18 protein-coding genes are annotated in these 17,256 nt (G+C 70.8%); 14 read left to right on the top strand and 4 right to left on the bottom strand.

What is annotated here, in order from left to right; translation table 11 throughout:
- From ACN675_RS22345 to ACN675_RS22315, 7 genes are all read left to right on the top strand, one after another.
- Positions 1 to 1,483: thioesterase domain-containing protein (locus ACN675_RS22345; protein ID WP_420752924.1), on the top strand; the 1,483-nt coding region annotated here is incomplete at its 5' end.
- A gap of 134 nt (positions 1,484 to 1,617) precedes the next feature.
- On the top strand, positions 1,618 to 3,051 hold the full coding sequence (locus ACN675_RS22340; protein ID WP_420752923.1) for a carotenoid oxygenase family protein: 1,434 nt from the start codon (positions 1,618 to 1,620) through the stop codon (positions 3,049 to 3,051).
- A 98-nt stretch (positions 3,052 to 3,149) separates the two neighbouring features.
- Positions 3,150 to 4,106 (top strand): TIGR03557 family F420-dependent LLM class oxidoreductase, encoded by a 957-nt coding sequence (locus ACN675_RS22335; RefSeq protein WP_420752922.1) that lies wholly within the window; start codon positions 3,150 to 3,152, stop codon positions 4,104 to 4,106.
- A 123-nt stretch (positions 4,107 to 4,229) separates the two neighbouring features.
- Positions 4,230 to 5,405, top strand: coding sequence for a cytochrome P450 (locus ACN675_RS22330; protein ID WP_420752921.1), 1,176 nt, complete (start codon positions 4,230 to 4,232; stop codon positions 5,403 to 5,405).
- On the top strand, positions 5,402 to 5,596 hold the full coding sequence (locus ACN675_RS22325) for a ferredoxin (RefSeq protein WP_420752920.1): 195 nt from the start codon (positions 5,402 to 5,404) through the stop codon (positions 5,594 to 5,596). Before ACN675_RS22330 ends, ACN675_RS22325 begins: the two co-directional genes overlap by 4 nt.
- A complete protein-coding gene (locus ACN675_RS22320) occupies positions 5,593 to 6,756 on the top strand; it encodes an NAD(P)/FAD-dependent oxidoreductase (protein ID WP_420752919.1) in 1,164 nt (387 codons plus the stop codon). The genes ACN675_RS22325 and ACN675_RS22320 overlap by 4 nt, the downstream gene beginning before the upstream one ends.
- Positions 6,757 to 6,766: 10 nt before the next feature.
- Positions 6,767 to 7,708, top strand: coding sequence for a LysR family transcriptional regulator (locus ACN675_RS22315; protein WP_420752918.1), 942 nt, complete (start codon positions 6,767 to 6,769; stop codon positions 7,706 to 7,708).
- A 17-nt stretch (positions 7,709 to 7,725) separates the two neighbouring features.
- Here ACN675_RS22315 and ACN675_RS22310 read toward each other — a convergent pair whose 3' ends face one another.
- Positions 7,726 to 8,313: a TetR/AcrR family transcriptional regulator gene (locus ACN675_RS22310; protein WP_420752917.1), complete on the bottom strand. Its 588-nt coding sequence runs from the start codon at positions 8,311 to 8,313 to the stop codon at positions 7,726 to 7,728.
- Positions 8,314 to 8,461: 148 nt separating this feature from the next.
- On the opposite strand from ACN675_RS22310, the gene ACN675_RS22305 reads away from it, so the two are divergent.
- Genes ACN675_RS22305 through ACN675_RS22280 form a run of 6 tightly spaced genes read left to right on the top strand, consistent with a single transcriptional unit; the run spans position 8,462 to position 15,235 of the window.
- Positions 8,462 to 9,445: a phosphotriesterase gene (locus tag ACN675_RS22305; protein ID WP_420752916.1), complete on the top strand. Its 984-nt coding sequence runs from the start codon at positions 8,462 to 8,464 to the stop codon at positions 9,443 to 9,445.
- Positions 9,446 to 9,501: 56 nt separating this feature from the next.
- A complete protein-coding gene (locus ACN675_RS22300; protein ID WP_420752915.1) occupies positions 9,502 to 10,455 on the top strand; it encodes a phosphotriesterase family protein in 954 nt (317 codons plus the stop codon).
- Between the two features lie 43 nt (positions 10,456 to 10,498).
- On the top strand, positions 10,499 to 11,626 hold the full coding sequence (locus ACN675_RS22295; protein ID WP_420752914.1) for an FAD-dependent monooxygenase: 1,128 nt from the start codon (positions 10,499 to 10,501) through the stop codon (positions 11,624 to 11,626).
- A gap of 3 nt (positions 11,627 to 11,629) precedes the next feature.
- Positions 11,630 to 12,544 carry an alpha/beta hydrolase gene (locus ACN675_RS22290; RefSeq protein ID WP_420752913.1) on the top strand — a complete coding sequence of 305 codons (915 nt, stop codon included), beginning with the start codon at positions 11,630 to 11,632 and terminating at the stop codon, positions 12,542 to 12,544.
- Between the two features lies 1 nt (position 12,545).
- Positions 12,546 to 13,484: an MBL fold metallo-hydrolase gene (locus tag ACN675_RS22285; RefSeq protein ID WP_420752912.1), complete on the top strand. Its 939-nt coding sequence runs from the start codon at positions 12,546 to 12,548 to the stop codon at positions 13,482 to 13,484.
- 23 nt (positions 13,485 to 13,507) lie between these two features.
- On the top strand, positions 13,508 to 15,235 hold the full coding sequence (locus tag ACN675_RS22280; RefSeq protein ID WP_420752911.1) for a CocE/NonD family hydrolase: 1,728 nt from the start codon (positions 13,508 to 13,510) through the stop codon (positions 15,233 to 15,235).
- Between the two features lie 15 nt (positions 15,236 to 15,250).
- Here ACN675_RS22280 and ACN675_RS22275 read toward each other — a convergent pair whose 3' ends face one another.
- The 3 genes from ACN675_RS22275 to ACN675_RS22265 form a co-directional block, all read right to left on the bottom strand.
- A complete protein-coding gene (locus ACN675_RS22275; RefSeq protein WP_420752910.1) occupies positions 15,251 to 15,820 on the bottom strand; it encodes a zeta toxin family protein in 570 nt (189 codons plus the stop codon).
- A complete protein-coding gene (locus ACN675_RS22270) occupies positions 15,817 to 16,203 on the bottom strand; it encodes a TA system antitoxin ParD family protein (protein ID WP_420752909.1) in 387 nt (128 codons plus the stop codon). The genes ACN675_RS22275 and ACN675_RS22270 overlap by 4 nt, the downstream gene beginning before the upstream one ends.
- A gap of 126 nt (positions 16,204 to 16,329) precedes the next feature.
- Positions 16,330 to 16,683 carry a VOC family protein gene (locus ACN675_RS22265; RefSeq protein WP_248676617.1) on the bottom strand — a complete coding sequence of 118 codons (354 nt, stop codon included), beginning with the start codon at positions 16,681 to 16,683 and terminating at the stop codon, positions 16,330 to 16,332.
- Positions 16,684 to 16,827: 144 nt separating this feature from the next.
- Between ACN675_RS22265 and ACN675_RS22260 the strand changes: the two genes are divergently transcribed.
- Entirely contained in the window at positions 16,828 to 17,193 is a 366-nt protein-coding gene (locus ACN675_RS22260; RefSeq protein WP_420752908.1) for an HNH endonuclease, read from the top strand.
- The last annotated feature ends 63 nt before the right edge of the window (positions 17,194 to 17,256 follow it).

Raw genomic sequence — 17,256 nt, 5'->3', positions numbered from 1 at the left:
GTTCGTCGCCGACCCGCACGTGCCGGGGCAGCGGATGTACCGCACCGGCGACATCGTCCGCTGGACGCACGAGCGGGACCTCGAGTACGTGGGCCGCTCCGACTTCCAGGTCAAGGTGCGCGGGTTCCGCATCGAACTGGGCGAGATCGACGCCGCGCTCGGCAGCCACGAGCAGGTGGTGTTCGCGCACACCGTCGGGCACACCGCCCCGTCCGGGCAGACCGTGCTGGTCTCCTACGTGCGCTGCGCCCCGGACACCGCACCCAACCCCGCCGAACTGAAAGTGCATGTGGCGCAGCAGCTTCCGTCGCACATGGTGCCGACGGCGGTGGTCGTGCTCGACGAGATCCCGCTGACCCCGGCCGGCAAGCTCGACCGCCGGGCGCTGCCGGCCCCGGACTTCGGTACCGCCACCGGCCGCTACCGGGCCCCGGAGAACGAGCTGGAACGGATCGTCGCCGAGGTCTTCGCCGAACACCTGGGCCTGGAGCGGGTGTCGGTCGACGACGGGTTCTTCGACCTGGGCGGCACCTCGCTGCTGGCCACCCGCATGCTCCCGGCGCTCGGGGAACGTCTGGGCCGGCGGGTGCCGCTGCAGGCGATCTTCGTGCATCCCACCGCGGCGGACCTGGCCGCGCACCTGACCGAACCCGGTGAACCGGCGACCGTCGACGACGCGCTGCGGGTGCTGGTGCAGCTGCGCGAGGGCACCGGCCCGGCGCTGTTCTGCGTGCATCCGGCGGCCGGCCTGTCCTGGGCCTACGCCCCGCTCGCGCAGCGCCTGGACGGGCACCGGCCGGTGTACGGGCTGCAGCTGCCGGCGCTGAGCGGGGAGGGACGCACCGACACCATCCGGGCGCTCGCCCACCGGTACGTGCAGGAGATCCGGCGGGTGCAGCCGCACGGGCCGTACCACCTGCTGGGCTGGTCCCTGGGCGGGGTCATCGCGCACGCCGTCGCGGTGGAACTGCGCCGCGCCGGGGAGGTCGTCGACACCCTCGCGCTGCTCGACAGCCACCTCGCGACCCCCGGCGGCGCCCCCGCGGTCGGGGTCAAGGACATGCTCCGGGACCTGGGCGTATCGGTCAACGGCGGCCCCGAACCGACCTTCGAGCGGGCCGCGGCGATCCTCGACGAGTCGCTCGGCGGCAGCACCGGCCTGACCGCCGCTCACCTCGAGCGCATCCACTCCGGATCCACCGAGGCGTCCCGCGCGGCCCGGCGGCATTCCCCGGACACCTTCGACGGGGACGTGCTGTTCTTCACCGCCAGCCGATCGGCGGCGTCGATCCCCGCGGTCGCCGCCTGGCACAACGTGGTCTCCGGCGAGATCCACCAGTACCGGCTCGACTGCGAGCACCACGAGATGGTCTCGCCGCGGGCGGTGGAGACGATCGTCGCGGTGCTCGCGGCCCGGCTCGAGGAGAGCGACAGCGCGTTCCGGCACTGGGGTCGCGGCGAAGTCGGCACCCCGCGGCGCTGAGGCACACGGGCGCTGACGCGCCCGTGTGCCTTTGTGGCGGTGGGAGCCGCCATTTGGGCACACCGGTGCGGCAGCGCACACCCCTGTGATGAAACACAATTGAGGAACGTGTTTCAGGGTGGGACATTTTCTCCATGACTGCCGCACCCGGCTCCGGGGTCCACCGCACCGCACCGCTCGGCAGCTCCCCGTGGGATTCCCTGCACCGCGAACACGACTACACCGTCGACGAGATCACCGGCCGCATCCCCGACGGGCTGCGCGGCACCCTCTACCGCATCGGACCGGGCCGCCTCGACGTCGCCGGCCACCCGGTCGAGCACATCTTCGACGGCGACGGCATGATCTCGCGGCTGCACATCGACGACGACGGCATCGGCTTCCGCAACCGGTACGTGCGCACCCGCAGCTACCGGCGCAGCAACCGCACCGCCGAGATGCCCCGCGGATTCGGCACCCCCCGCCGCGGCGGGCCGCTCGCCAACGCGCTGCGCTTCCCGGCGAACATGGCCAACACCAACGCCATCCGGCACGGCGACCGCCTCTACGCGCTGTGGGAGGGCGGCAAACCGCACGCCCTCGACCCGGCCACCCTCGACACCCTCGGCGTCGAGGACTTCGGCGGCCGCCTCAAACGACTCGGCGCCTTCTCCGCCCACCCCAAGATCGACCCGCACACCGGGGACCTCTACAACTTCGGCCTCGATTTCTACCCGCGGCCGCTGATCCGCTGCTACCGGCGCACCCCGCGCGGCGCGTTCACCGAGATCGCCGCGTTCCCCATCCCGAAACCGGCGTTCGTGCACGACTTCGCGCTCACCGCACGCCACCTGGTGTTCGTCGTCGATCCGCTGATCGTGGCCCGCCCGGTGTCGATGCTGCTCGGGCTGCGGTCCATGGACCACGCCCTGACGTTCACGCCGGAGAAGGGCACCACCGTGGTGCTGGTGCCGCGCGACGGCGGCCGGCCCGTGCAGATCGACCACCCCGCGCTGTTCCACTTCCACATCACCAACGCCTACGAGGACGACGACACCACCACGGTCGTCGACGTGGTCGCCCACGACCCGGACCCGGGCTGGGAACACTGGAACCGGCACCTGCGCGACTACCGCGGCAACGCCGGACCGGCCTTCGGCGGCATCCTCACCCGCCTGCGCATCGACCGGCGCAACCGCCGCATCACCCGCGAGGTCCTCGGCGACCGCGGCTGCGAATTCCCGCAGCTCGACCCGCGGCGCACCACCACCGCGCACCGCTACACCTACCTGGCCGAGGCCTCGGTCCGCGGCGGCGACCCCGACTCGATCGCCACCGTCGACCACACCACCGGCACCACCCGGCGGTTCGTCGGCAACCCCGGCGACACGGTATGCGAGCCGCTGTTCGCGCCCGCCTCGGACACCGAGGGCGACGGCTGGCTGCTCACCGTCCAGCACAGCGCCGCCGAACGCCGCTCCCGGGTGCTGATCCTGCCCGCCGACCGTCCCGACGCCGGCCCGGTCGCGACCCTCGGGTTGCGCCACCACGTGCCGATGACCTTCCACGGCACCTTCGTGCCGCACTGACCGCGCCGGGTTCGTAGACCGCCGTCGCGGGTAGCCGCATCACACGGACGATTCGTGTGCGCGGCGGATCCGCGCGGCGGGAACGAACGGAGACGGGCGTGAAGATCGGATACAAACTGTTCGCGGAGGCGTACTCACCGACCGAGCTGGTGCGCCAGGCGGTGCGCGCCGAGGAAGCCGGCTTCGACTTCGTCGAGATCAGCGACCACTACCACCCGTGGCTGCACGACCAGAACCATTCGGGCTTCGCCTGGTCGATCCTCGGCTCGATCGCCGCGAAGACCTCCACCCTCGGGCTGGCCACCGGCGTGACCTGCCCGTTCCTGCGCTACCATCCGGCGATCATCGCGCAGGCCGCCGCCACCACGGCGCTTCTGTCCGACGGCCGGTTCGTGTTGGGCCTGGGCAGCGGCGAAAACCTCAACGAACACGTGGTGGCGCGTGGCTGGCCGGCCGCCGCGACCCGGACGCAGATGCTCCGCGAATCGATCGAGGTGATCCGGTTGTTGTGGAGCGGCGGCTACCACAGCTACGACGGCCGTCACATCCGGCTCGAGGACGCGCGGGTGTTCGACCTGCCCGACGAGCTGCCGCCGATCGTGGTCGCCGGCTCGGGCGGGCCTGCGGTGACGACCGCCGCCGAACTCGGCGACGGCCTGTTCGCGACGGAAGCGGACCCCGATCTGATCGCCGCGTACCGGCAGGCCGGGGGAACCGGGCCGCGCTACGGCGAGGTGTCCCTGGCGTGGGCGCCGACGGAGGAGGCGGCGCTGGCCTCGGCGCACACGCTGTTCCGGTTCTCGGCGGCGGGCTGGAAGGTGCAGGCCGAGTTGCCGAATCCGGTGAACTTCGAGGCGGCCGCCTCGACGGTCCGCGAGTCGGACCTCGCCGACAGCTTCGGGTACGGCCCCGACCCCGACCGGCACCTGGAGAAGATCCGCGGCTACGCGGACGCCGGGTTCGACCACCTGGCGCTGGTGAACGCCGGGCCGGACGTCGACGGGTTCTTCCGGTTCTACGCGGACGAGCTGCGACCGACCCTGGCCACGTCCTGAGCCGGATGCCGGGCCGACCTGCCGGCCCGGGGCAGCACAGCCGACAGCACATGAACCACATGCATGAACTTCCATGTGGTTTATGAATTGGAATTATGTGACGGTGGCCTCTTCACTGGAGGCATGAGCACCAGCCCTCCGCGCTCCGACCTCGACCTGTTCGCCGACGAGATCCTCACCGACCCCTATCCCGCCTTCACCGAACTGCGGGAACTCGGCCCGGTGGTGTACCTGCCCGCCCACGACGTCTACGCCCTGACCCGCTACGACGTCATCCGCGGCGCCCTCGCCGACACCGCGACCTTCTCCTCCCGCAGCATCGCCTTCAACCCGGCCGCCAACGAGGCCCTCCAGGGCACCTCCCTGGCCTCCGACCCGCCGATCCACACCGAACTGCGCGCCACCCTCACCGAGAACCTCTCGCCGCGGGCCCTGCGCGGCCTCGAGACCGGCATCGAGACCAAGGCCGACGCCCTCGTCGCCGACCTGGTGAAGAAGGGCTCGTTCGAGGCCATCGACGCCCTCGCCCGCGCCTTCCCGCTCGAGGTCGTCGCCGACCTCATCGGCTTCACCGGGGAGGTCCGCGCCAACATGCTCCGCTGGGGGCAGGCCGCCATGGAGGTCCTCGGCCCGATGAACCACCGCACCGCCGAGAACTTCCCCATCGCGGGGGAGCTGTACGCCTGGTGCTCCCAGGTGCAGGCCGAGGACCTGACCCCCGGCTCGGTCGGCCGCGGCATCTTCGACGCCGAGGCGCGCGGCGCCATCCCCGCCGGCAGCGCCGGGCACATCATCCACCAGTATCTCGGCGCCGGGGTGGACACCACCATCGCCTCGATCGGCAACCTGATCGCCCTGTTCGCGACGTTCCCCGACCAGTTCGACCTCGTGCGCGCCGACCCGACGCTGGTGCCGGCCGCGTTCGCGGAGGTGCTGCGCTACTGGGCGCCACTGCACGCCTGGGGCCGCGCGGTCACCCGGGACGTCGAGATCGACGGCCACCTGATCCCGGCCGGGGCGCAGGCCGCGGTGCTGCTCGGCGCCGGCAACCGCGACCCGCGGCACTACGACGATCCGGACACCTTCCGGGTCCAGCGCAACCCGGTCGACCACCTGTCCTTCGGATACGGCCCGCACGGCTGCGCCGGGCAGGGCCTGGCCCGGCTCGAAGCGCACGCGATCATCGCCGCCCTCGCCCGGCACGCCCGCCGCCTGGTCGCCGCCGACCCGATCCGGCTGCCCAGCAACACCACCCGCTCCATCGACGCACTCGAGATCCTGGAGGTTGTCCCCTCATGAAGATCACCCTCGACCGCCCCCGCTGCGAAGGCCACGGACTGTGCGAAGAGGCCGCGCCCGGGCTGATGCACCTCGACGACGACGGCGAACTGGTCCTCGACGTCGAAGAACTGGACGACGGCGATCCGCGGGCCGCGGCCGCCGGTGCCGCCGTGCGCGTGTGCCCCGTCGCCGCCCTGAAGCTCGCATGAGCACCGACCGGACCCCGGGTATCGACCGGATCGTCGTGGTGGGCAACGGTATCGCCGGGCAGACCGCCTGCGACAGCCTGCGCACCGCCGGCTTCGACGGGGAGCTGACCGTCGTCGGCGACGAATCGGTGCCCGCCTACTCGCGGCCCGCGCTGTCGAAGGCGTTGCTCACCGACGGTGGCTCGCACGAACTCGCCGCCCCTGCGCACGGCGCCACCGAGTTGCTCGGGGTCGCCGCGGTGGGCCTGGACGTGGACGCGCGGCGGGTGCGGCTCGACGACGGCACCGACCTGCCCTTCGACGGGCTCGTCGTCGCCACCGGCGCCCGGCCGCGGCCGCTCGGTAACGGGGCGCTGGTGTTGCGCACCCTCGACGACGCGTTGCTGCTGCGTGAGCGGCTCACCGCCCGCCCGTCGGTGGCGGTGGTCGGCGCCGGTCCGCTCGGCATGGAGGTCGCCTCCGCCGCCGCGCAGGCCGGCTGCGAGGTCACCGTCGTGGCCGACACCGCGCCGATGTTGCCGCAGTTCGGGCCGTATCTGGCCGAGCTGTTCACCGGCGCCGCGACCGCGGCGGGGGTGAAGATCGTCTCCGGCACCGCCATCGGGCTCGACGCCGGCACGGTGACCCTCGACGCCGGCACCCGCGTGACCGCCGAACTGGTGGTCGCCGCGATCGGCGACATCCCCAACGTCGAGTGGCTGCACGATTCCGGGCTGCTCACCGGCGGACGGCTGATCGCCGACTCTCGCGGCCGGGTCGCGCCGGGCATCGTCGCCGCCGGGGACGTCGCGCACCTGCCGATCCGCGGGATAGTGCGCCGGATCCCGTTGTGGAACAGCGCGATCGAGCAGGCCCGGGTCGCGGCCGTCGCGCTGCTGCGCGGGGACGACGCCCCCGAGTTCGACACCGACCCGTACTTCTGGACCGAACAGTTCGGGCTGCATCTCAAGGCGATCGGCCGTCTGCCGGTCGACGGGGACCCGACATTCCTCCTCGGCAACGACACAGCCGACGACCCGCACGGGCCGGCGCTGCTGCACTGGCGGCACCCGGACGGCGCCGGGGTGGCGGTGGCGATCAACCACCGCATCCCGATCCCGCGGTTGCGGCGCGCCGCGGCCACCGGACAGCTCCCCGGCACGGTCACGGCGTCCGGCTAGATTCGTGTGGGTGAATCCACCCCCGGAGCACCCCGCCGATCCCGACCTCGCGCGGCTGGCCGCGATCAACCTCAACCTGCTGGTTCCGCTGCTGGCGGTGCTCGAGGAACGCTCGGTCACCCGCGCCGCCGCGCGGGTCGGGATGACGCAACCGGCGATGAGCCACGCCCTGGGGCGGATGCGCCGGTTGATCGGCGACGAGCTGGTGGTGCGGCAGGGGAGCGGGCTGGCGCTCACCCCCCGTGCTCACGAGCTGATCGCGCCGCTGCGGGAGATGCTGCGGCAGACCGCGCGGGTGGTGAACTTCCCCCGCTTCGACCCGGCCCGGGACACCCGCACCATCACGCTGGCGATGACCAACAGCACCGCCTTCGTGGTGGGCCCGGAACTGACGCGGCTGATCGCGCAGCGGGCCCCGCACGCGACGGTGCGGCTGCGCACCTTCGTCGAGCCGCAACCGGCCGATTTCACCGACGACGGGGTGGACGTGGTGCTGGTGTCGGAGGCGTTCACCGCGCCCTATCCGCGCGAGCGGCTCTACGAGAACCGGTGGGTGGTCGTCGCCCATCCCGACACCGCCCCGGACGCCTCGGCGCTCGAGCTGCTGGAGTCGGTGCCGCACACCGCCTACGACGCGCGGCACCGCATCACCCCCTACGCGGCGCTGGACGCGGCCGGGGTGCCCTACGGCATCGGCCGGCTGGTCTCCGACTTCCTGCTGGTGCCACATCTGGTGGGACGCGCCGGTGGGGTCGCGATCCACACCTACCGGGTCGCGATGCAGATGCGCCGCCAGATGCCGCTGCGCATCGAGGAATTCCCGCTGCCGGTGCCGCCGCTGGGCATCGACATGGTGTGGAATCCGCGCCTGGCCGACACCGAGTTCATCGGCTGGTTGCGCGAGATCCTGGTCGCCGCCACCGATTTCGACGCCGGCGCTGACGTGCGCTGACGCGCGCAGCCGCCCGCTCAGTCCTGGGCGCCGAGCAGATAGCACCACGAGTCGGTCAGTTCCTCGAGGCAGATCTCGCGCGGGGTGCGCCAGCCGATGGAGAAGTAGCGCCGGGACATGTGTTCGAGCTGCCCGAAGGCGAGGACACACCGGATGCGCCGCCGGTCCGGGTCCAGCCGCCCGGCCTGGTTCAGCCCTTCGGTCATGTCGGTGACCGCGTCCTCGAACCACTGCTCGGTCTTCGCGGCCACGACCGGGTCGTGCGCGGCCTGGTAGGAGGCCGTCATGTAGGGCTTGATCTCGTCCCACTGGGTGAGTTTGCGGTCGAGCCACTGGTGGATCAGCGCGCGCGAGCCGGACGCGACCACGGCGGTGAGCGACGGGTCGTCGGCCGCGGTGAGGATCGAGTCGACCTTGGTCAGCAGCGCGCTCATCACCTCGGCCTTCGACGAGAAGTGCAGGTAGAAGGTGGTGCGGGTGGAGCCCGCGGCGGTGGCGATGTCGTCGATGGTGGTCGCGGCGTAGCCCTTGGTGCCGAACAACTCGAGCGCCTTGGCGAGGAAAAGCTCGTAGGTCATCTGCTTCTGCGCGGCACGAAGTGACATGAACAGGAATCCTAGCGGCGAACCCGACTTACCAATGGGTACGGTGACATTTCTATTCGAAAAGTCACTTGACACTGTGTAATCCTAATCCGTACGGTGACTCACACCACGGACGTCTGCCGTGCGACGTCGACGAAAGGAAGTGCCGATGACCGGCCCCGCGACCGCGACCCCCACCGTCCACACCGTTCTCGGCCCGGTGCCCGCCGCCGAACTCGGTGTCGTCGCCGTCCACGAGGCCCTGCTCTCGGTGCTGCCCGGCGCCCAGCACGCCCACGACATCGACTTCGACCGCGCCGACATCTTCACCACGCTGCTCACCAAGCTCCGCGACTTCCGCGCCGCGGGCGGCGGCACCCTCGTCGACGCCACCGGCATGTTCCACGGCCGCGACGTGCCCCTGTACGAAAACCTCTCCCGCGCTTCCGGAGTGCACATCGTCGCCTCCGCCGGACTCGGCCCGGAGAACCTGCTCGGCGGCTACTTCCTCACCCCGCAGACCAACCCGCCCACCCCGTGGCCCGCGGACAAGTTCGCCGACCTGTTCACCCAGGAGATCACCGAGGGCATGGTCGTGCCCCGCGTCGAGCGCCGCGGCCCCGCCGGCCTGGTCGCCACCGCCGCCAACCCGGACGGCATGACCGCCACCGAGGAGAGCCTGTTCCGCGGCGCCGCCCGCGCCGGACGCGACACCGGCGTCGCCGTGTCGCTGCGCTACGGCAAGGACGCGGTCGCCGACCTGGACATCGCCCTCGACGAGAACCTGCCCGCCGACCGCATCGTCGTCGGCGGCCTGGACCGCCGCGACGCGGTCGCCGCCGGCGTTGTCGCCGAGATCGCCCGACGCGGCGCCTACGTCGCCCTCGACCATGTCGGCACCGAGGACGACGAGCACCTCTCCGACGCCGAGCGCGCCGCCCTCGTCCGCGCCCTCGTCGACGCCGGGGTCGGCCACCGGATCCTGTTGTCGTCCAACGCCACCGGCGTCGCGCAAGGCCACCCCGCCCGGGACATCCCGTTCGGCCACGTGCTGACCGGGTTCGTGCCGCAGCTGACTGCGGCCGGCATCGCCGACGACACCGTGCAGCGCATCCTCACCGCCAACCCGCAGCACCTGCTGGGCGTGCGCTGACCCGCGCGAGCGCCGACCACCCACCACCGAAATCTTCGTCCCGAAGGGGAATTGCTGTGTCGAGAGTCAACACCGTCCTGGGTCCGATCGCGCCCGAGGAACTGGGCATCGTCGCCATCCACGAGCACATCGGGTACGGCATGCCCGGCTCCGAACTGGACACCAAGTGGTGGAAGACCCCCGAGGTCCGCTACGAGGAAACCGTCCCCAAGCTGCGCAAGTTCCACGAATACGGCGGCGGCACCTTCGTCGACGTCACCGGCATCTGCAACGGCCGCGACATCGACTACTACAAGTCGCTGTCCGCCAAGACCGGCGTGCACATCATCGCCTGCACCGGCTTCGTCGGCGGCGACACCGCCCTGCCGTTCTTCGAACGCGCCGACGTCGACTACCTGACCCGCCAGTTCGTGCACGAGATCACCGTCGGCATCGGCGACACCGGCAGCCGCGCCGGCGTCATCAAGGTCGGGGTCAGCCGCGGCGGCAAGATGACCGACCTCGACAAGCGCATCTACCGCGCCGCCGCCCGCGCCGCCCTCGCCACCGGCGTCCCGATCCTCACCCACCTCGCGATCGACGCCGAGAACGCCATCGCCATCTTCACCGAGGAAGGCCTGCCGCTGCACCGCGTGCTGTTCGGCCACGCCGACGACGGCGTCAACGCCGAGAAGACCCGCGACACCTGGATCGCCCAGCAGGGCGGCCGCGTCGGCTTCGACACCTTCGGCTACGAAACCGAACTCGAGGACCCCCCGTTCTGGGCCCGCCCCCGCCGACAGCGCCTCGACCACTTCCTCCGCTTCCTGAACGCCGGCCACCTCGATCAGGCCCTCGCCGGAGTCGACGCCAACTGCAGCCCACTCGGCTGGCCCGGCGTCAAGGGACACACCGTGAACTACCTGTTCGAAGACCTCATCCCGGACCTGCGCGAAGCCGGCCTCGACGACGCCACCATCACCAAGCTGTTCGTCGAGAACCCCGCCGACTTCCTCACCATCCAGGCCTGACCCACACCTCCGGCGCACCGCGCCCGCCCAGAGAGAGACCCCCATGCAGTCCTCCGACCTGAAGAACCTCACCATCGCGATCGTCGGCGCAGGCTACGCCGGCGCCGCCGCCGCCAAGGCCCTGAGCCTGCTCGGCGCGAACGTCACCGTCTACGAACAGGCCCCCGAGATCCGCGAGGTCGGCGCCGGCATCGGCCTGCGCCCGTCGAGCATGGAACGCTTCCACGAGTGGGGCATCTTCGACGCCGTCGCGAACGTCAGCTCCCCGAGCGACTACTTCGAGATCCTCACCGCCACCGGCGATCCCATCATGAAGGACAGCTGGCCCGAGCACGGCGAGCAGAAGAACACCTACCTGATCCACCGCGGCGACTTCATCGACGCCCTCGTCGGCGTGCTGCCCGAGGGCATGGTCAAGCTCGGCCACAAGCTCGAGACCATCGAAGACCGCGGCGACAAGGCCGCCCTCACCTTCACCAACGGCACCACCGTCGAAGCCGACCTCGTCGTCGGTGCCGACGGCATCAAGTCCGTCGTCCGCAAGCAGCTGTTCAGCGACCAGGAACCGGTGTTCTCCGGCGAACGCGCCTACCGCGCCGTCATCGACATCGCCGACGCCCACGGCATGGTCACCGACGACAACCTGCGCATGTACATCGGCAAGGGCACCAAGGTGTACCTGCTGCCGCTGCGGCACCGCAACCAGGTCTCCTTCGACATCACCGCCCTGTGCCCCGACAGCAACTGGGCACCGCAGGTGAGCAAGGACGACATGCTCGCCACCGTCGACGGCTTCGACGAGCGCATCGTCGCGATCACCGCCGGTCTCGACATGGACAAGGTCAACATCCGCGGCGTCTACGACATCGACCCCGTCGCCACCTGGCACTCCGACTCCGTCGTCCTCGTCGGCGACGCCGCCCACTCCATGCTCCACCACCAGGGCCAGGGCGCGAACTCCGCGATCCTCGACGCCGGCGCCCTCGCCGACGCCCTCCGCGCCGCCGACACCGCCCCGGCCGCGCTCGCCCGATACCAGGCCGAACGCAAGCCCGTCACCGACGAACTCCAACGCATCTCCCGCCAGGGCTGGACCGAGAACGAGGTCAGCGACGTGTTCCCGGGCCAGAAGCCGGCCTCCCAGCAGCCCGTCGCCGAAGCGCAGGCCTGACCCATGGCACTGCACCCCGAGATCGCGAAGATCCTCGCGACCCTGCCCGCCCCACCGCCCGGGCCCCTCGACCCGGCCGCCCTGCGCACCGTCGAGGAAGCCCAGGTGCCGCCGCTCGCCGAGCGCCTGCCCCTGCACGCCGTCGAGGACACCACCGCCGACGGAGTGCCCATCCGCCTCTACACCCCGGACACCGCCGACACCCACGGCATCCTGGTGTACTTCCACGGCGGCGCGTTCTTCCTCGGCAGCCTCGACACCCACGACCACGTCGCCCGCCACCTCGCGAAGGCCACCGGCTGCACGGTCGTCTCCGTCGGCTACCGCCGCGCCCCCGAAGCGGCGTTCCCCGCCGGCCTGGACGACTGCCTCACCGTCGTCCGCTGGGTCGCCGACCACGGCGACGACCTGCACTGGAACGGCGACACCCTCGCCCTCGCCGGGGACTCCTCCGGCGGCACCTTCGTCGCCGCCGTCGCGGCCGCCGCCCACGACCAGGGCTTCGACCGCATCACCCACCAGATCCTGTACTACCCGTCGCTGGACCTGGACTTCGACGTCGACCGCTACCCATCCCTGCGCGAGAACGCCGAAGGCTACGGAGTCGAAACCGCCGGGCTGCCGGCCTTCAACTCCTTCTATTTCGACAGCGGCGCCGACCCCGCCGACCCGCGGGTCTCACCGATCAAACGCGCCGACCTGACCGGGCTGCCGGCCGCGCTGATCGTCACCGCCGAATACGACCCGATGCGCGACGAAGGCGAACTCTACGGCGCGCGGCTCGCCGACGCCGGTGTGCCCGTGACGGTCCGCCGGTACGCGGGCGCCAACCACGGCTTCGTCCAGAACTTCGCGTGGATCCCCGAATTCGCGAAGGTCTTCGACGAGACCGCGGACTTCCTGCGGCAGGGCACGTGACATGGCGGAGGTGAAGATCCACCCGATCGTCTCGCCGTGGGGCCGGTTCGGTCTCTACACGTTCTTCATCGACGCCGAACAGCCCGCGTTCGTCGACACCGGCATCGCGTCGTCCCCGGCCGCGGGCATGGCCCCCGCGCTCGAGGCGCTCGGCCGCCGCATCGAGGACGTGCGCTGGATCCTGCTGACCCACGGCCACATCGACCACATCGGGGGAGCGCACGCCCTGTGGGAGGCGACCGGCCGCCGCGCCCAGGTCGTCATCCACGAGGCCGACGCCCATCTGCTGCGCTCGCGGCAGGCGCACGTCGACGAATACCTCGGGGCCCGCGGCAAATACCTGAACGACCCGGACGGGGCCGCCACGGTGACCGCGGCGGCGCAGGCCGTCATCTCCGGCGAGATGGAACCGACGATGCTCGTGCGCGGCGGCGAAACCCTCTCGCTCGGCGGCGACGTCACCGTCTCGGTGCACTCGATCCCCGGGCACACCGCCGGGTCGGTCGCGTACGTCGTCGACGGACAGAACGACGTGTTCGTCGGCGACGCCGTGCAGGTCCACGGCGCCGCCAACGGATTCCCCGGCTACGAGGACCCCGAGGCGTACCGGGCCAGCCTGCAGTACCTGCGCGACGAGATCGATCCGCAGCACCTGTACCTGGGACACCCCTACCGGCGCGCCGACGGGGTCGCCTACGGCGTCGAACTCGACCGCACCCAGGCGGCCGAGGCGCTGCGCGAAAGCCTCGAGATCGAAGGGGGAGTGCGCGGCGCCGCGCACCGCTGCCTGTGCGGCGGCCTGCTCGACACCGAGTCGGCGTACTCGCCGTTCGACCCCGTCGCCGACGAACTCGGCTACCGGGGCGACCCCACCCTCGAACCGTCTCCGTTCTTCACGACGCTGCACGGCTACCGCACCCAGTACACCCAGAAGTCCTGACACAGAAGAGGAATCGCAGACTCATGGCCGAGCTCCAGGAATTCGACGCGGGCGGGCAGACCATCCGTATCCGCAAGAACCTGCGGATCCCGATGCGCGACGGCGTCGAATTGGCCGCGGACACCTACGAGGGCGTCGACGACAAGCCCCGCCCCGCCCTCGTCGCCCTCAGCCCCTACGGCAAGGAACTGCAGGCCCTCGCCCTGACGACGCCGCCGCAGCGCCGGCCCAGCCCCATGTGGGACGGCTGCATCGAAGCCGGCGACATCGCCCGCGTCGTGTCCGAGGGCTACGTCCACGTCATCGGCGACCTCCGCGGATCCGGAGCCTCCGACGGCGAGCACATCGGCAACTACAACGCCGGCGGCGTCCCGCTCGGCCAGGACGCCTACGACTTCATCGAATGGGTCGCCGCCCAGCCCTGGTGCGACGGCAACGTCGGCATGATCGGCATCTCCTACTTCGGGTCGATGCAGGTCCTCGCCGCCGCGGAACGCCCCCCGCACCTCAAGGCGATCTTCGTCTCCGGCGGCCACTACGACTTCTACGAGACCACCTACCACGGCGGCATCATGTGGTTCATGCCGCGCGCCGCCCGCGAAGGACGCGGCGGCGACTCCGGCTGGGCGTTCACCGACCACGTCAAATCCCGCATGCTCGAGACCTACTCACCGGAGGAGATCGACAAGCGCGTCGCCGAACGCCTCGCCGACCCCGACGTCGCGGCCTGGCCGAACCTCGTGCACGTGCTGAACTACCCCAAGCACCACGAGGCGTGGTTCGACATCGTCACCAACGAACTCGACGGCGACTGGTACGAGGAACGCAACCCCGTCAACCTCGCCCGCAACATCGACATCCCCGTCTACCTGCAGATCGATCAGGGCCGCGGCTGGACGATGGACGGCACCATCGAACTGTTCCACGCCCTGCAGGGACCGAAGAAGCTCGACATCGGCCCCTACCCGCCCATGCAGTCGCGGCCCTTCATCGAAGAGCACGACAAGATGTTCCGCTGGTACGACTACTGGATCAAGGGCATCGACAACGGCATCATGGACGAACCCGCCGTGAACGTCTTCGTCGAAGGCGCCCGCCGGCGCGTCACCGCCGACCACTGGCCGCCCAAGGACATCGACTACCGGCCGCTGTACCTGCGCCCGCGCGGCAAGCTGTCCACCGACCCCGAACCGATGGGCCCGCAGTATGCCGCCCCCGACGGCTTCTACCAGGCGCCGCTCACCGTCACCGACACGGTCGAGATCCTGAAATGGGAGAGCCCGGTGTTCGAGGAGCCCACCGAGATGATCGGCACCGGCGCCGCGCACCTCTTCGCCGAGATCGACCAGCCGGACACCAACTTCATCCTCCGCCTGTGGGACTACGCCCCCAACGGCAAACGGCAGCTGATCACCACCGGCTACCTCAAGGCCTCCCACCGCGAACTCGACGAGCGCACCACCGACGGCAACCCCGTCCACCCGCACACCCGCGCCGTGCCCGTCGAACCCGGCACCATCGAGGAATACGTGCTGCGGCTCTACCCGTTCGCGAACACCTTCATGCCGGGCCACAAACTCGTCGTGGAACTGTCGAACAACGAACCGCTCGCCGACGAACACAACGCGCTGCTCCCGCCGGACGCCTTCCACCTGCCCGTCGGCCGGCCGGTCACGCACAAGATCTACCGCGACGCCGCGCACCCCTCGCGGCTGGTGCTGCCGTTCACCACGCGCAGCGCGGAGGACTGAGCCGCAGGATCCGGCTCATCCGAGTTCGGTCAGCTCCGCCGGTACCCACCCGGGCCAGCGGAGAACACCCACGGGGACCCCGGCGGCGAACCTGGCCACCACCGCCGGGGTCCCCGCCGCGGTGTCGTACACCGTCGCCTGATCCGCGCGCCGGATCGCCTCGGCCACCAGCGGCCACAACCGCCGATACCGGGAGCGGATCTTGTCCTCCGGCACCGAATGGCCCCCGGCGTCCACCCGATACGCCACACGCCGCAGCGACATCGCCTCGGGCACCAGCATCACGTGCACCACCACGGTGAACCCCGCGGCCTGCGCCCGGTCGATCAGCTCGAGCTTCGACGGATGCGAGAACACCGTCTCCGCGATGAACGAGCGGCCCTGCTCGAGCAGCCGATCGCGCGCGGCGGCCGCCAGCTGCGCGGCCTCGTACGACATCTCCTCGGCCCGATCCGGCCACTTCTGCCGCGCGATCACATCCGCGTTGACGAACACGCTGCGCGGCAGCAGGGGAGCGAGGGTCAACTCGACGAACGTCGACTTACCGGCACCGTTCGGGCCGATGATCAGATCCAGACGCCTCATTCGGCGTCGAGCACCCGCGTCGTGCCGTCGGGGCGCTGCTCGACGAGGCGGCCCTCGTCGTCGAGCACCACCGTGGTGACGCCGCGCGCGGCGAGCGTGCCGGCGTAGTCGGCGTGCGCGAGACCGTCGGCGATGCGGGCGTCGATCTCCGCGTTGAACAACCGTCCCTCGGCGACGGTGAGATCGGTGGTCGGCCGGTTCCCGGCGAGGGCCTCCTGCACGCGGCGCAGCGCCGCGGTCTCGTGGGCGGTCATCGCCCGGCCGATGCGGGCCCAGTACTCGAGTTGCTGGCGTCCGGTGCGGTTCTGGCGGCCACCCTCGGCGATGGCGCTGTCGACGAGCTCGGCGTCGAAGCGGGTGACCTTGTCGGTGTAGGGCGCCATCACGAACCTCCTGGTCCGACGCAAGACATCGGGTGGATGTAGCAGTCTGCTACCGATCGTAGCGCAGTGCAACAACGCACGCACCCCCGATCCGGCAGGTCACCGGACCGGGGGTGCGGGGGTACGTCAGCGCTTCAGCGGGCTGTAGAACACCAGGCCGTTGCCCTTGTTGTCGTACACCACGGCCCGACGCTCGTGCGCGTCGTCGTACGGGCCCTTCACGATGCCGCCGCCGGCCTCCTCGATCGCCTTCGCCGCGGCGTCCACATCGGCGGTCTTGATACCGACGACCACCTGCCCGTGAATCGGATGATCGACCGCGGTCGCGAGCGCCAGGGTCACCCCACCGCCGTCGAGGGCAGCGAAATGCGTGCCGTCGCGGAACTTGAGTGCCATCCCCAGGGTTTCGCTGTAGAACTTGATCGACTCGTCGAGGTCGTCGGTCGACAACACGATCATCTTCACTTCGTGGTCACTCACGGAAAAGCCCCTCCTTCATTGAAAGTGCGCCCAGCGTAACGCCATTCGACCGCCCCGGGGCAGAGTCCAACGACCGTGTCTTTCGACGACATCCGGCCGATTACCCGGCTGGCGTCCGGCTCGGTGTTCGGTCACCATCGACAGGTGGACCGCACCGCCCGCCTCGCCATCGCTGTCGACCGGCAGCACGGCCGGTGCCTGTGGTGCGGACGCCGCTTCGGCCGGCTGATCCCACCGACCACCGAACACCTGGTGCCGCGCCTCAAGGGCGGCCCCAGCACCGTCGCCAACGAGGCCGCCGCCTGCTCGCGCTGCAACGCCGACCGCGGCCACACCGGCCCGGTCGACTGGCTCGACCGATGCCGGAGCCGCGACGGCTGGAGACCCGACGAACTTCTGCTCACGCGGCTTCTCGAGGAACTCGACGCCGAACTCGCCGACAGGGGCGGACACCGACGCGCCCGGCAATACCTGGCCGGCCAGCTGCGGCGTCTCCGCCGCGCCTCGTAACCCACTACTTTTACGTCACAGTGACGTTTCGACCCGAAGTGGCCGTAGGGCCGGAAGAGGGGA

This window comes from Rhodococcus sp. O3 (assembly GCF_048897285.1).
Taxonomy (GTDB): domain Bacteria; phylum Actinomycetota; class Actinomycetes; order Mycobacteriales; family Mycobacteriaceae; genus Rhodococcus.
Note: the sequence above shows the minus strand (reverse complement) of the source record. Positions and strands in the feature narration are given on the sequence as shown.